This window comes from Sphingobacterium sp. KH_072, assembly GCF_057837975.1.
Genome location: NZ_CM174457.1, coordinates 1,327,993 through 1,343,193, shown reverse-complemented (window position 1 = coordinate 1,343,193; position 15,201 = coordinate 1,327,993). Strand labels below are relative to the sequence as shown.

General features: G+C 41.8%; 17 protein-coding genes. 6 read left to right on the top strand and 11 right to left on the bottom strand.

Going from position 1 to position 15,201, the window contains the following annotated elements:
- Positions 1–265 precede the first annotated feature (265 nt).
- Both AC3IRT_RS06250 and AC3IRT_RS06245 read right to left on the bottom strand, forming a co-directional pair.
- A complete protein-coding gene (locus tag AC3IRT_RS06250) occupies positions 266–721 on the bottom strand; it encodes an SRPBCC family protein (RefSeq protein WP_489395552.1) in 456 nt (151 codons plus the stop codon).
- A 4-nt stretch (positions 722–725) separates the two neighbouring features.
- A complete protein-coding gene (locus AC3IRT_RS06245) occupies positions 726–1,043 on the bottom strand; it encodes a cation:proton antiporter regulatory subunit (RefSeq protein WP_489395551.1) in 318 nt (105 codons plus the stop codon).
- 19 nt (positions 1,044–1,062) lie between these two features.
- On the opposite strand from AC3IRT_RS06245, the gene AC3IRT_RS06240 reads away from it, so the two are divergent.
- On the top strand, positions 1,063–1,371 hold the full coding sequence (locus tag AC3IRT_RS06240; protein WP_489395550.1) for an AAA-type ATPase lid domain-containing protein: 309 nt from the start codon (positions 1,063–1,065) through the stop codon (positions 1,369–1,371).
- A 23-nt stretch (positions 1,372–1,394) separates the two neighbouring features.
- Here the strand turns inward: AC3IRT_RS06240 and AC3IRT_RS06235 are convergent, their stop codons facing one another.
- Positions 1,395–1,982, bottom strand: coding sequence for a pentapeptide repeat-containing protein (locus AC3IRT_RS06235; RefSeq protein ID WP_489395549.1), 588 nt, complete (start codon positions 1,980–1,982; stop codon positions 1,395–1,397).
- 156 nt (positions 1,983–2,138) lie between these two features.
- Between AC3IRT_RS06235 and AC3IRT_RS06230 the strand changes: the two genes are divergently transcribed.
- Entirely contained in the window at positions 2,139–2,729 is a 591-nt protein-coding gene (locus AC3IRT_RS06230; protein WP_489395548.1) for a riboflavin synthase, read from the top strand.
- A gap of 9 nt (positions 2,730–2,738) precedes the next feature.
- On the opposite strand, the gene AC3IRT_RS06225 is transcribed toward AC3IRT_RS06230, so the two are convergent.
- Positions 2,739–3,680, bottom strand: coding sequence for a hydrogen peroxide-inducible genes activator (locus tag AC3IRT_RS06225; protein WP_489395547.1), 942 nt, complete (start codon positions 3,678–3,680; stop codon positions 2,739–2,741).
- A 173-nt stretch (positions 3,681–3,853) separates the two neighbouring features.
- Between AC3IRT_RS06225 and AC3IRT_RS06220 the strand changes: the two genes are divergently transcribed.
- Positions 3,854–6,013 carry a S46 family peptidase gene (locus AC3IRT_RS06220; RefSeq protein WP_489395546.1) on the top strand — a complete coding sequence of 720 codons (2,160 nt, stop codon included), beginning with the start codon at positions 3,854–3,856 and terminating at the stop codon, positions 6,011–6,013.
- 72 nt (positions 6,014–6,085) lie between these two features.
- Here AC3IRT_RS06220 and AC3IRT_RS06215 read toward each other — a convergent pair whose 3' ends face one another.
- Entirely contained in the window at positions 6,086–6,403 is a 318-nt protein-coding gene (locus tag AC3IRT_RS06215) for a hypothetical protein (RefSeq protein ID WP_489395545.1), read from the bottom strand.
- 102 nt (positions 6,404–6,505) lie between these two features.
- On the opposite strand from AC3IRT_RS06215, the gene mazG reads away from it, so the two are divergent.
- Entirely contained in the window at positions 6,506–7,309 is an 804-nt protein-coding gene (gene mazG, locus AC3IRT_RS06210) for a nucleoside triphosphate pyrophosphohydrolase (protein WP_489395544.1), read from the top strand.
- Between the two features lie 17 nt (positions 7,310–7,326).
- Positions 7,327–8,475: a serine hydrolase domain-containing protein gene (locus AC3IRT_RS06205; RefSeq protein ID WP_489395543.1), complete on the top strand. Its 1,149-nt coding sequence runs from the start codon at positions 7,327–7,329 to the stop codon at positions 8,473–8,475.
- 74 nt (positions 8,476–8,549) lie between these two features.
- Here AC3IRT_RS06205 and AC3IRT_RS06200 read toward each other — a convergent pair whose 3' ends face one another.
- From AC3IRT_RS06200 to AC3IRT_RS06175, 6 genes are all read right to left on the bottom strand, one after another.
- Positions 8,550–9,875, bottom strand: a complete 1,326-nt coding sequence (locus AC3IRT_RS06200) for an ammonium transporter (protein WP_489395542.1) — start codon at positions 9,873–9,875, stop codon at positions 8,550–8,552.
- Positions 9,876–10,072: 197 nt separating this feature from the next.
- A complete protein-coding gene (locus AC3IRT_RS06195) occupies positions 10,073–10,516 on the bottom strand; it encodes an Hsp20/alpha crystallin family protein (protein ID WP_489395541.1) in 444 nt (147 codons plus the stop codon).
- Between the two features lie 168 nt (positions 10,517–10,684).
- Positions 10,685–11,050, bottom strand: a complete 366-nt coding sequence (folB, locus tag AC3IRT_RS06190; protein WP_489395540.1) for a dihydroneopterin aldolase — start codon at positions 11,048–11,050, stop codon at positions 10,685–10,687.
- A 74-nt stretch (positions 11,051–11,124) separates the two neighbouring features.
- Positions 11,125–12,636, bottom strand: coding sequence for a carbon-nitrogen hydrolase family protein (locus AC3IRT_RS06185; protein WP_489395539.1), 1,512 nt, complete (start codon positions 12,634–12,636; stop codon positions 11,125–11,127).
- A 123-nt stretch (positions 12,637–12,759) separates the two neighbouring features.
- A complete protein-coding gene (locus AC3IRT_RS06180; RefSeq protein ID WP_489395538.1) occupies positions 12,760–13,083 on the bottom strand; it encodes a DUF3467 domain-containing protein in 324 nt (107 codons plus the stop codon).
- A gap of 15 nt (positions 13,084–13,098) precedes the next feature.
- Positions 13,099–14,214, bottom strand: a complete 1,116-nt coding sequence (locus AC3IRT_RS06175) for a M42 family metallopeptidase (protein ID WP_489395537.1) — start codon at positions 14,212–14,214, stop codon at positions 13,099–13,101.
- Positions 14,215–14,308: 94 nt separating this feature from the next.
- Here AC3IRT_RS06175 and lgt point away from each other — a divergent pair, with 94 nt between their 5' ends.
- Positions 14,309–15,133, top strand: coding sequence for a prolipoprotein diacylglyceryl transferase (lgt, locus tag AC3IRT_RS06170; RefSeq protein WP_489395536.1), 825 nt, complete (start codon positions 14,309–14,311; stop codon positions 15,131–15,133).
- Positions 15,134–15,201 lie beyond the last annotated feature (68 nt).

Genomic DNA, 15,201 nt, shown 5'->3' with positions numbered 1-15,201 from the left:
TGCCCATATTTTATCATCGTCCACTCTGGTCGTGCTAATTTTTTGATTAGCTATAACGATTTACCTATTTGCGCTCATAATATTAAGTATAAGCTACACGCAAGGAAAAATGACCTATTGAAATTGGACTATTAGTTTATAATGCATTGTAAATATAGCATTTATACCCAAACCGCAACTATGAAAAAATGGTAAATTTTCTATTACACGTGTAAAATCACCGGATGATTGATCTCTGAATGATGTGCAAAATCACTGGCAGAAGTTAGTGCGCTGTTAAGTTAGACTCTACCCTTTTCTTCAAACTTTCATTCATCAATTCAAAGCCCTTCCTCGTGTTATTTTCAAGCTGTTTTTCTAGTAAACCGACCAGTATTCCGGTAAAGTATTCGCTATGCTGAAAAGTAGTCGTGCCATCTCCATTATCCACGAGCTCAAATTTATGTTCCCCGTCGAAAATGCCTTTAAACCACAACTTTCCTATCCAGCGAAATGCTTTGTTTCGTTCGAATGCGAGAACCGTCGGCTTGAAAGTCATTCCCTTCCCATCTGGAGGCGCGATACTGACCGTGATTGTCGCCCCAACATTTGGCTGCCCCACGATGCTTTTAATAAAAGGATTCCAGTTTTGATAATGATCAAAATCCGTCAATACCGTCCACACCTGCTCGGTTGTGGCATTTATGATGATCTGTGTGTTGATTAGTTTGGTGCTCCCCATATTATTATACTTCTAAAAATTTCCATTGATTTTTTAAATATGCCCTGACTTTGTGCGTATCACCCACAAGCCAAATGACATCATCCGCGTAGATCACTTCGGACGAACTCGGGTTAAGCAGGCGATTTCCATCTCGTCCGATGCCCACAATATGACTACGCAGATCTTTTCTAATGTTAGATTCTCTGATCGACTTATTCGTGTATTGATTGCCTACCTTCACCATCACTTTGGTGAGCTGAATATCGTTGATATCCATATCCCTGTCCTCCGTGTCCAGCAAATCCTTCTGACCGAAGATCGCTTTTAATTGACTATCCACCAAAACGATACAAAGATTAATGCGTTATCATTTCTCAGGAAATATAAGGGAACTGCAAAACCTGATCGAGCGCGCCGTAATTCTAGAGAGCGGAACAACCTTAGAACCAGGCAACTGGACACCCGAAAAAGACGGCACTGCGCTCCCCAGTGAATTTAAATCCTTCGAGTCAAAACAGCGAGAATATATTGTGGATGTGCTTGATCAAACTAATTGGCGCGTGAGTGGCCCTAATGGAGCAGCAACAATCTTAGAGATGAAAGATAAAACACTATTCGCAAAAATGAAACGCTTGGGAATTGAAAAAAAAGTGGGTTTAAAGACATAAAATAATTTTAGAGCACAACTAGTTCAATGACTATCATAATCAATATCCAGATTGTACTTAAACAGCAAGCCACTTAAGTTCATCGCGGAAAACTTTGCTTTCTTCATCTTATTACGATCTGGATCTATGGCGAAGTTGACGGCCGTGCTGAAATCTACTTTTTCTAGATTGGAGTTGGAAAATCTGGTCGCAGAAAGATCACAGTTTAGAAATGATGAACTAGTGAGGTCGGTTTCGGTAAATTCTACCTCGGTGAGCTTACAATTTGTGAAAACGGTCTTCCTTAATTTCGTCCCGAAGAAATTGCTGTAATCTAGATAACAGTCGGTAAAGGAAAATGAGAAGGCAAACATATTACATCGGGTAAAATCCAAACCGAGCATTTTGCAACCCACAAATTCTGCATTTCTGAAGCTAACCGAATCAATCACAGCCATCGTAAGATCACATTGTTGGAAAGCACAATCTTCAAAAGCATTCCCCATCAAGTCACTTTTGTTAAAATTGCAACTTACAAACGTGCAGTTCACAAACTCTCTGTTCCGTAATTTCTTCTCCGAATAATCAACTCCCGTAAATATTTTGTCCTGATGTATTACCGTTTCTTCCATACTGTAGCCTTCGTAGCTAAGATCCGAAAATGATTTGAAGATTCTTCAACGAATAATTAGAAAATCTACCTGTACCAGTACACAAGAATATCGTCAGAAAGGCGCTAGCCATTCCAAGTTGCGCTAAATATTAATAGCTTTGTATAAATTAACGTCATGTTTACAGGAATCATAGAAGGCTTAGGTACTATTTTGAAAATCGAGAAGGATGATCAAAATGTACATTTTACCGTACAATCAGACATCAGCAAGGATTTAAAGATCGATCAGAGCATCTCGCACAATGGGGTTTGCTTGACTGTGGTAGCACAAGATCAGCAGACGCACCGTGTCACCGCAATCCACGAAACCTTATTAAAATCTAGCTTAGGGAGATTAAAGCAACATGATGTGGTCAACCTAGAACGTTGTACGGTAGCTGGTGGCCGATTGGACGGTCATATCGTGCAAGGGCACGTCGATCAGACTGCTACTTGCGTAAACATAGAAGATCAAGGAGGAAGCACGCTCCTCACGTTTGAATACGATGCATCGTTGAATAATATTACCGTTGAAAAAGGTTCGATCACGGTGGATGGCATCAGCCTGACGGTGGTGAATTCACAGACAAACCGTTTTTCGGTAGCCATCATTCCTTATACCAAAGAACATACAAACTTTGCACACATTGCCATAGGCACCGTGGTCAATATCGAATTTGACATCATCGGTAAGTATGTGAGCAAATTGCTTTCGCTACGCGATTAAATCGAACGATTAGTGCCGAAATCCGAGCACATCCATACGTCGTTTGGATCTAAATCGTTCGGGTACGGCACACCATATCTCTTGTTTCAGAGCTTCTATTGCTTTTTGCTTACTGAAGTTTTTAGTCATCACAATGCTGATTTCGCGCACAGGTTCTGGTGATTTGAAGTACCGAACATGCTGTAGTTCATCCTCCCCGTAATCCAGAATCGTCAATTCGGGCAAGATGGTAATGCCGCCATTGATATCGACCATGCGTTTCAGCGTTTCTACACTGCCCGTATTATAATCGAAGGTAGCATTCGCCGATTGGCTCTGTCTGTATTTACAAATATTCAAAACCTGCCCGCGCATACAATGTCCTTCATTGAGTAACCACAGATTATCATCGGCGATTTCACTGGTTTGGAGCAGCTTCTTGGCATATAATTTACTTTCGGTAGATACGTAAGCCACAAAGGTTTCATAATAGAGCGGTAATTCCGCAATGGCGGCATCTTGCAACGGTGTAGATAAGATACCACAATCCAAGGTGCCATTTTTGAGCTCTTGAACGATCTTTTCGGTCGTATATTCCCAGATCTGTATTTTCAATTGGGGATATTGCTTGGCGAAAGAAGCAATTACCGGTGGCAATAAATACGGCGCCACCGTCGGAATCACGCCAATTCGAAATTCTCCCGCTAACTGACCTGACGCTTCCTGTAAAATATCACCGATCTTCTTGCTTTCTGTCAATACAATACGCGCTTGACGAATGATGCGAGCGCCTATTTCCGTCGGCACGACTGGCTGTCGACTACGATCAAAGATTTTTGCTCCAAGGTTTTCCTCCAGCTTTTGGATCTGCATACTGAGTGTCGGTTGGGTCACAAAACACTTTTCAGCTGCCGCCACAAAACTCCGATAGGTATCTACTGCTATAACATATTCTAATTGAACTAGCGTCATACTATAAATTTAAACTATACTAAGATACTTAAATTATATAAAATGATAGTATCATATGATACTATCATTTGAAATTACTAACTATACAGAAAGATCGAGGCTCCACAAAGACCGACAGCTACTACAGAAAGATTTTGTAATTTTGAGCTCCAACAACACAGGGTTAAAAGTTTATGATTTCACACAAAGTATTATTGACGGCAATGCTGCTCGGTGCTAGTGCCTTTCAATTTGCCGCAACCGTTCCCGACGAAGGCATGTTTCCGCTGAGCGACCTCAACCGCGCAGGACTAAAAAAAGCGGGATTAAAAATTTCAGAAAAAGATATTTACAATCCAGGAAGCATCGGTTTGGTCGATGCCTTAGTGCGCGTTGGCGGATGTTCTGGTTCCTTCGTTTCTGGCAAAGGCCTCATCATCACCAATCACCACTGTGCTTTCAGCGCCGTTCAACTGGCCAGCACACCGCAACACAATTATTTGGAGAATGGTTTTGTTGCGCAGCAACAAGAGCAAGAAATTGAAGCGAAAGGATTGACGATTCGCATCACCGATTCGTACGAAGATGTATCCAAGCAAGTATTGGAGTCGGTAAAGAATATTAGCGATCCATTGCAACGCATCGAAGCAATCAATCAAAAACGGAGCGAATTAGCTCAACAAGCAGAGCAGGCCGATCCAACCATCAAAGCTGAAGTTTCCGAGATGTTTATCGGAAAAAGCTATGTCTTGTTTAAATATAAAACCATCGAAGATGTGCGCTTGGTATATGTACCGAGACAAAATATCGGTGAGTTTGGTCTAGAAACAGACAATTGGGTATGGCCACGCCACACCGGTGATTATTCTTTTCTTCGCGCTTATGTAGCCAAAGATGGCTCGGCGGCTACTTACTCAAAAGACAACGTACCGTACGAACCAAAGAAACATTTGAAGGTCAATCCAAATGGCGTAGAAGAGAATGATTTTGTCTTCATCTTGGGTTATCCAGGTCGCACATTCCGCCACAGACCAGCGGAATACATCGATTACCAGCAGAAATTCTTGTTGCCGTACACCTCCGAACTGTATGATTTTGAAAATCAACGTATGGAAGATGCCGGAAAAAAGGATAAAGCCGTAGAATTGGCTTTGGCTACGCGCATCAAACGTAATGCGAATGTGCTGAAGAACTATCGTGGTAAACTCAAAGGTCTGCGCAATACCAATCTAATTCAAAGTAAAATAGATGATGATGCGGCTTTAGCCAAATTTATTGACAGCAAACCCGAGCTAAAAGCTGCCTACGGCACGCTGATGAGTGATATCGAACAACACTATGATATGGTATTTGCAGATGCACCCAAAGAACTTTGGATGAATAACGTATATCACGGCGTCAAGACTTTCGATATTGCCAACTACTTCCAATCTTTTCAAGATGCGCTCGCGCAGCAAGCTTCGCCAAAAGCGCAAAAAGCTTTGTATGACCAAAACATAGTCACATTCAGCAAACGCATCGACGAGCTTTTTGAAGCCTATCATTTGGGTGTGGATCAACAAATTGCCAGTCACCTATTCGCACAAGGCGCAAAGATGCACGGCATTAATTCCTTAAACTTCTTGCAAAATAATACCCAAGCGCAGAGCGATACGACTGGTGCATGGATTGCACAATTAATCGTCAATACGAAGCTGAATAGCGAAGCCTCTTTCCGTCAACTCATTTCTTCGCCGGCCAGCATTCTGGCCTATAAGGATGATTTATTGGCTTTACATCGCGGTTTAGCAGCAGAATATGCGCAATTCACGGCAGAGCAAAAACGTCGCGAAGGCGCATTAAACAAATTGATGGGCGATTATGTAGCCGTCCGCGAGCAGTTTATGGACAAAAACTTTGTGCCAGATGCCAACTCCACTTTACGTCTAACTTTTGGCAACATTAAAGGTTACAGCCCAGCAGATGCGACCTACATGCATCCGTTCACGAGCGTAAAAGGATTGGTAGAAAAAGGAAATTCAGGTCTTCCAGAGTTTGGCTATCCTCATAAGATCAAAGAAGCTTGGTTAGCGAAGGATTTCGGCACTTATATGAAAAAAGATATGAACGATGTACCAGTAAACATATTGTACAATATGGATACTACGGGTGGGAATTCAGGATCGCCGATTATGAACGCCAACGGCGAATTGATAGGCGTGAATTTCGATCGCGCTTACGATGCTACGATCAACGATTTTGCGTGGAATGAAAGCTACAGCAGATCCATTGGCGTAGATATACGCTTCGTACTATGGGTGGCGGACAAAATTGATAATGCACAGTTTATCTTGAAAGAAATGGGTGTACAGTAAGGATCATCTCTTTTACAGAAAAAGGTCGAAAGCGGATGCTTTCGACCTTTTTAGTATATGCTATTTCTCACTTTAGGAGCCTTCTTGCTCTTCGTGGCGAGCACGAATTTCCAATTCTAAAATGATATCTCTCTTCTTACCTTCGATCACTGAGATATCACCAGCTACAAAGACTCCTTTCGAACCTGTTTTGACGTTTCGAATACCATAAACATGCGATTCGTCGCCCGGATCTGTCGCTCCTTCATATCGATAGATTTGATCAATTTTGTAATCTTTTGCGCTAGCAAGCAATTCATCAAATTCAATATTATAATCTACTTCGTATCCATCTTGCTTCAACTTCTCAATTGCTACGGAAGCTGATTCGTAATTATGTCTCGTTTTCATAAGCCTTTATCTCCTGTTCTAATGGAGTAACAACTCAAATAAAAATGTGTTTTTAAGGCCAGCATTTTTTAACTTGCCGTGTACAACGACAAACTATTTATCATGGCATACCCTATTCCACCGGCATTACCTACTCCTACTGCAGCTTTCGATCGATTACTCACTGTGTTGAATACGCTGCGCGAAGCTTGCCCGTGGGATAGAAAACAAACCATGGAAAGCCTTCGCCTCCTTACTATCGAAGAAATGTATGAATTGGGCGATGCCATTTTAGAAGCCGATTTGCCAGAAGTGAAAAAAGAACTGGGTGATGTGATGATGCATTTGGTATTTTATGCGCGCATCGCCGAAGAACAAAAAGCGTTTGACATCGTTGATGTGCTCAATGGTGTGTGCGATAAACTGATCTCTAGACACCCGCATATCTATAGTGATGTGCAGGTAGAAAATGAGGAAGATGTGAAGCAAAATTGGGAAAAACTGAAACTTAAGGAGGGTAATCAATCGGTACTTTCTGGCGTACCAAAAGGACTTCCGGCTTTGGTAAAAGCCTACCGCATACAAGATAAAGTGCGCGGCGTCGGTTTTGATTGGAAAGATCCGGCCGAAGTATGGAACAAAGTAGAGGAAGAAATTGCGGAATTTAAAGCAGAATTCGACCTCAGTACGCACACCACCATCGATACCGATCGTGCCGAAGCAGAATTTGGCGACGTACTCTTTTCATTGATAAACTATGCGCGCCATTTGGGCATCAATCCAGAGAATGCACTGGAGCGCACCAATAAAAAATTCATTAAACGTTTCACACACGTAGAAAAGCGGACACAGGAATCCGGCCGCCAACTGCAGGATATGAGCTTAGAAGAAATGGATGTGTACTGGAACGAAGCCAAAAAAATGTAAACTAAGAACTGGAACTGATGCGTATAATTTGGAAATTGCTTGCCGCCTTATTCGGAGTTGTTGCGATCATCATCGCAGGGATGTATATCTTCGGATACGGATATATTATCAAAGGCGCTTATGTGACGTATTTGCACGGGCACAAAACGGCTTACCTAGCCGATTACATCCATTTTGACAATCACCTGATCGAACACGGAACTGGCCAACCTTGGCCGACCGCTCGTCCAGAAAACCAGCGTGAATTACCCGATTCATTGCGTCGTTTCCACGAAAAAATCCAATCGGTTGCTTACGTCATTATTCAACGCGACAGCGTGATGCTCGAAGCTTATTTTGACGGTTATGCATCCGACTCGAAATCCAACTCCTTTTCCATGGCCAAAAGTATAGTGGCTGCGATCCTCGGAAAGGTAATTTCCGAAGGTAAAATCCAAAGTCTGGATCAAAAAGTGACGGACTTTGTTCCCGAGATCAAAGGAGAATACGCTTCAGATCTTACCTTTAAAGATTTGGTCAGCATGAGCTCAGGCATGCGCTGGGAAGAAGATTATTACAGCCCATTCTCGGTAACCACCAAATTGTATTTTGACGCTAACATCCAGAAAGTAATTACCAATTTGCCGATCTATAAAAAGCCAGGAACAGAATTTATCTACCAAAGTGGCGACACGCAGCTATTGGGCATTGCGATCCAGCGCGCAACCGGCCAAAGCTTAAGCGAATTACTATCCACCTTTTTTTGGAAGCCGATGCAAGCAGAGCACGATGCCTTGTGGCAAGTAGACAGCGAAGCCAATGGCATTGAAAAAGCATACTGTTGTATTGCCAGCAATGCGTTGGATTTCGCTCGATTTGGTAAGTTATATCGTGATCATGGAAAATGGAATGGACAACAATTATTAGATAGCGCGTATGTCCAGGCATCATTAAAACCACGTTTTGAAGATTCACCCGAATATGGTTATGGCTGGTGGATGGGCACCTTCGATCAAAAGCCCTACTTCTATATGAATGGTCATCTTGGCCAGTACGTCATCACTATTCCAGCAGATGATTTGATTATCGTGCGACTTGGCCATCAAGTAGACAAGCTCAGTGCTTCTAATCCAGCTTCCAATTTCTATCAATTGATCGCGCAAGCATATCAGCTAATTGATAAATAAAAAAACTTGTCCCGAGAACCGAGACAAGTTAAATAATAGAGGATAGCGTAGTAAATAGAAACAATTAAATAATTTTACAGCCTCTCGCCGTGTTGAGAGAAGTCGAGACCGATCTCTTCTTCTTCATCAGTTACACGCAGTGGTGTGATGAGATCCGTTACCTTCAACAAGATAAAAGCCATAATCAAGGTAAAAACTGTCGCGCCGATTAGACCGATCACATGCGCTGTAAATAGGCCCGTTTCCCCAAAGAAAAGTCCATTTGTTTCGACCGCTTCGTTAATCGCGCTGTGCGCAAATACGCCGGTAAGCAACATACCGACCATACCACCAACACCATGACTTGGAAACACATCTAAGGTATCATCTAGTTTAGACTTTGTTCTCCACTCGATACACAAACGACTAATGATGGCAGCAACTGCACCTATAATCAACGAATGCGGCACTGTAACGAAACCTGCAGCTGGCGTAATCGCTACCAATCCGACCACCACACCGATACAGACTCCCGTGGCCGAAGGTTTTATTCCTTTGGCGGCATCGAAAAAGAGATATGTCAGCGCGGCAGCGCCAGACGCAGTCGATGTCGTGGCTAATGCCGTTGCAGCCAAAGCCGAAGCGCCAAAAGCAGAACCGCCATTAAAACCAATCCAACCAAACCAAAGCATTCCTGTTCCCATTAACACGTAGGTAATACGAGCTGGCACATGTGGATGTGTTTGGAAATCTTTACCATGCTTTAAGTAAATGGCTGATGCCAAAGCAGTCAAACCTGCCGACATATGCACCACCGTACCACCCGCGAAATCCAAGACGCCCAAATTGAATAAGACCCCATCTGGATGCCAAGTAGCGTGCGCTAATGGCGCATAAATAAAGACGAAGAAAAGACAGACAAAAAGCACATAAGACGTGAACTTGATACGTTCTGCAAAAGCACCCGTGATTAAAGCTGGCGTAATAATCGCGAACTTCAACTGATACATCGCAAATAAAACAAAGGGAATCGTCGGAGCACCTCCCCAAGGTTCTCCGTCGACCACGCCTTCAAACATAAAATAGGTCATCGGATTACCGATGAAACCTCCTACTGACTCACCAAAGACGAGTGAGAAGCCAAAGACAACCCACAAAACAGCAACTATAGCCATACAGATAAAGCTTTGTAACATGGTGGAGATCACATTTTTCTTTTTGACCATACCACCGTAGAAATAAGCTAATCCGGGTGTCATAATCAACACCAAGGCCGCCGAAGCCAACATCCAGGCTACATCTGCCCCATTATATTCATATGTTTTAGAAATATCTGGAATCCCAGGGTTGAAAAAAGCTAAGATAACGACGATACCCATCAATATTATAGGTATAAAAGATTTTTTTCCAGATAAACTCATACTTTTTTATTGAAATATTAAATAACAACCCAAAAAAACAATAAAAAAACAATATTTCAAACATTTTATTGAAAACATCTGATTAAAAAATGATTTTTTATAAAACATTTCAGTTTTATACGAAAAACAAGCATTTATTAAACAAAAAAAGAGCCCTCCCAAGGGGAGAGCTCAAACAATAATCATAAATCACAAGACTACATTACCTCAATGCTTCTTTTAGCTACGATAGCATCCTCTTTCTTTCCAATTTTCACAAACAAAACACCATCTACATAATTTGCATCGATGTTATTATAGTTTACGACATCAGGGAGCGTGAAAGAACGACTGAATGAGTTATAGTTGAACTCGCGTTTGCTATAGCTCTTATCTCCATTTTCTTCTACTGTTTTCTTTTCAGCAGCAATGGTGATCAGATTTTTATCCACATTAATGGTGAAGTCTTCTTTTTTCAAACCCGGGGCTGCTAACTCTAATTGAAATGCGGCATCCGTCTCTACGATATTGACCGCAGGCACACGGGTTACCAAACGATCACTAATAAACGAATCTGTAAATAAGCTATCAAATACGTTGTTGACAAATGGGTTTACCGCGTCGGTATTTACATTGCGTGTTGGAAATTTTACTAAAGCCATGATATATCCTCCAATTTTAAATTTTTTTATATATGGAACGATTTACAATTGTTATACCATTGCAAAAAAAACCAAAAATTCAGACTTTTTGACACTTACACTCAAAACAAAGCGACATAATGTCTTATTTAGCAAAATAATCGGCAGATATTGGGAATATAGACGCGACTAACGCTGATAGGTTAAGCCCACAACCGATTGCGAACTACCCGCTCCAAAGGGCGGATTTTGCTTTCGGATACGAACGGATATCTGTTGTAGTGTAGCATATCGTTCGAGTAAACGATTTAGAATATCTTCGGCTGCGGATTCGAGCAACTCCCGCTTAGGCGCCATCACTTCTACCATAACTTGGTAGAGCTCTTCATAATTAATGGTATTTTCTAAACGCTCTGCATTTGGGTTAGCAAAAGGAAAAGAAACAGAAACATCCACATAAAATTCATTACCCAACAATTGTTCTTCGGGATAAAATCCTATTGGAGAAAAAAAACGCGCATCTTTTATTGCTACTTCTTGCGTAATGGTTGCCATGAATGAGTAGATATGTTTGTTTAAAGATACTAATAAACATATAATTCCCTAATTCATGACAACCTTAGCTCGTCTTACTTCAAGAGATTGACCTCGTAAAGATCTTTACGGCGATCTTTCAAAATCTTTACTGTACCGTACTCATGCAAGTCGCGCAAAGCATATAAATCCACATCTGCAATTAGCACCATCTCTGTGTTTGGCGTTGCCTCGGCTTTAATCGCATTATTTGGAAAGGCAAAATCAGACGGTGTAAATACCGCCGACTGTGAATACTGAATATCCATGTTACTCACGCGCGGCAAGTTACCTACTGAACCCGCAATAGCCACATAACATTCATTTTCGATTGCGCGTGCTTGCGCACATGCGCGTACGCGCATATAGCCATTTTGTGTATCCGTCATAAATGGTACAAAAAGAATCTGCAAACCTTGATCCGCGAGAATTCGGCCTAGTTCTGGGAATTCTACATCATAGCAAATCAACAAACCTACTTTACCACAATCCGTATCAAATACTTTTACCTCATTACCGCCAACCATACCATAATACTTGGATTCGTTTGGCGTGATATGTATTTTTTTATGGGTATCCAACTGTCCATTGCGATGACATAAGAAGGTTGCATTATACAATTTTCCTCGTTCGACGACAGGCATAGAACCAGCAATGATATTTACATTATAGGATACCGCGAATTCCTGAATTTTAGCTACCGTCTCTTTTGTCAACTCAGCCAATTTTTCCATCGCCATACGCTCCGGCATGTCGTTGTACGAACTCATCAATGGGGTATTGAAAAATTCTGGAAACAGTGCAAAATCAGCACCGTAATCACTCACGGCATCCACAAAGAATTCGACCTGATCGTAAAATTCATTGATATCTTTAAACAAACGCATTTGCCACTGCACCAATCCCAAACGAATGGTCTGCTTGGAAGCGGAGTTGGATTTAGCATCGGGTTCATAGTAGATGTTATTCCACTCTAATAGCGTTGCAAACTGCATGGATTCGGCATCTTCCGGCAAGTAATGTTTCAAAATCTTCTTGACATGGAAGTCATTAGAAAGTTGAAACGTCAAGGTTGGGTCGTAGATTTCCTTACGCTTCACGCGCTCAATGTACATACGCGGACTCATTGTATCAGCGTAGGTATGATAATTCGGAATACGACCTCCCGCCACAATACTTTTTAGGTTCATCTGCTCGCACAATTCTTTGCGCGCATCATACAATCTACGCCCTAGCCGTAGCGAACGAAATTCGGAATGCACAAAAACTTCGATACCATATAAGGTATCACCATCGTTATCGTGCTTAGAAAATTTACCATCGTCTATGATTTCATAATATTTTTCATACACGTTGGTCTTTTTGGTATTGATAATGATGGACAATGCGCAGGCGACTACTTTTTTATCGACTTCTACACAAATCTGTCCTTCGGGAAACATGTCTACCAAATCGTCAATATGAGCACGCGTCCACACATCCCCAGCGTGACCATCATAAGCTTCGATCATAGACTCACGAAGGTCTTTATAATCCTTCTTCGTCAGGGTTCTTAAATTAATATCCATTATATAAATCTGTATTGCACTGTAGTAACAGGCTATTTAAAAGATTGTTTGCACACCAAACCCTGCTGATCACAGGCAAAAAAAGAGGCTTATAAATAAGCCTCTTGTATGTTGATAACAGAATTAAGCCTGACCAGTTGGTCCACCAAAATTGAGTGGAACAGGCACTTCCCTCGGGTCAATCTTTCCATTTTGCGCCTCAAATCGATTCACATTGTCTTGCAAAGCAGAAAGCAGTCGCTTGGCATGCTCGGGCGTAAGTATAATCCGTGATTTTACCTTCGCTTTGGGCACACCTGGCATAATTCGCACAAAATCCACCACAAACTCCGTATTCGAATGTGTGATAATAGCAAGATTAGAATAAATACCTTCCGCTACTTCTTCGGTCAGTTCGATATTGATCTCCTGCCCTTCTGGGTTCGGATTATTTTGATTATTACTCATATTGGCTGTCTACAATTATTTAGTGAAAGTACGAAAATCTTGATCAGGCTTAATAGCAAGCACCATTTCGTAAATCAAGCGGATCACATTGTCCACATCTTCCTTATGAATCATCTCAACCGTGGTGTGCATGTAGCGCAACGGTAGTGAGATCAATGCCGAAGGCACGCCTCCATTAGAATAAGCAAAAGCATCGGTATCTGTGCCTGTAAAGCGAGATGAGGCTTGTCGTTGGAATGGAATATTATGCTCTTTTGCTACTTCAATCAGCATTTTATTCAGATTGATCTGTACGGCAGGCGCATACGATACCACCGGCCCCTTACCACACGCCAAATCACCTTGCGTGATTTTGTTAATCATTGGCGTCGTCGTATCATGCGTGACGTCGGTCACGATAGCCACGTTTGGCTTGATGTAATCGGCAATCATCTCCGCTCCTTTCAATCCGATTTCTTCTTGTACAGAATTCACGATGTACAAACCAAAAGGCAATTTCTTCTTATTCTCTTTCAACAAACGCGCGACTTCGGCAATCATTAGGCCACCGGCACGATTATCCAAGGCACGCCCCACGTAATAACGATCATTGAGCACCATAAATTCATCTTCGTAGGTCACCACGCTTCCCACATGAATACCCAAGGCTTCGACTTCGCCTTTCGAAGTACATCCACAGTCTAAAAATATATTTTTCAAAGTAGGCGCATCTTCTTTCTCGCCCGAACGGGTGTGGATTGCAGGCCAACCAAATACCGCTTTCACAATACCATTGTCGGTATGGATGTTCACTCTTTTAGAAGGTGCGATCTGATGATCGGATCCGCCATTGCGAATTACGTAAATCAATCCATCCGAAGTGATGTAATTTACAAACCAAGAAATCTCATCGGCATGCGCCTCGATCACCACCTTATATGGCGCATCTGGATTAATAATCCCGACGGCGGTACCGTAATTATCAATATACGTATCATCTACATAGGGTTTGAGATAATCTAACCAAAGGCGTTGCCCTTGCCATTCAAAACCAGTAGGAGAAGGATTATTTATATAGCTTTCGAAAAAGGCCAATGATTGCTTATTGACTACTTCGACGTGTTTATTCTCTTTAGAATTCTTTTTACTCATAATACTTAATTTGTGCTACGCAAAATAAGTATTTCAAACAGATATGACAAAAACTAACCGAGTAAACCTTATCTTTACGCCATAATTTGACCGCATGACAACTACTCTGGCACATATCGTTTGGAATATCGAACCCGAAATATTTACGATAGGATCCTTCGGTTTAAGGTATTACTCTCTATGCTGGCTATTAGCGTTTGCTTCGTCGTATTTTTTCATGCTGAAAGTCTTTAATCGAGAAGGCAAATCACAGGAATTATTGGATAAGCTTACGATCTATATCTTTCTAGGTACGCTACTTGGAGCAAGACTCGGCCATTGTCTTTTTTACGACTTTGCCTATTATAAAGATCACCTGCTGGAAATATTCATTCCATTTCAACAAGTGAATGGCCAATGGCAGATGACTGGTTTTACAGGATTGGCCAGCCACGGTGGTGCGATCGGAATATTGACCGCTTTGTGGTTATTTGCTCGCAATACCAAGATGAACTTTATCTGGATTACAGATCGTTTAGTCTTAGTCGTGCCGATTGCTTGTTTTTTCATCCGCTTAGGCAACTTCTTCAATTCGGAAATACTTGGTCACCCGACGGACTTACCTTGGGCGATCATCTTCCAACAAATAGACAACATACCGAGACATCCTGCACAGCTTTATGAAGCCATTGCTTATTTGATCTCCTTCGCGATCATGTGGTATCTGTATCAGAAGAATCAGAATCCAAAACCCGGAAAATTGTTTGGAACGCTGCTTATCCTATTGTTTGGAGCACGACTAGCTCTAGAGCATTTCAAGATCGATCAAGTGGCATTCGAGCAAGGCATGGCACTCAATATGGGACAGATTCTGAGCATTCCTTTTATACTCGTCGGGTTATATTTATTACTGCGAAAAACCACATCGGTAACTCGCTAAGAATAGAAGCCCTTCGACTACCAAGAAGGGCTTTTTTAATTTTCTCTTTTTCAACACGCTACTACTAT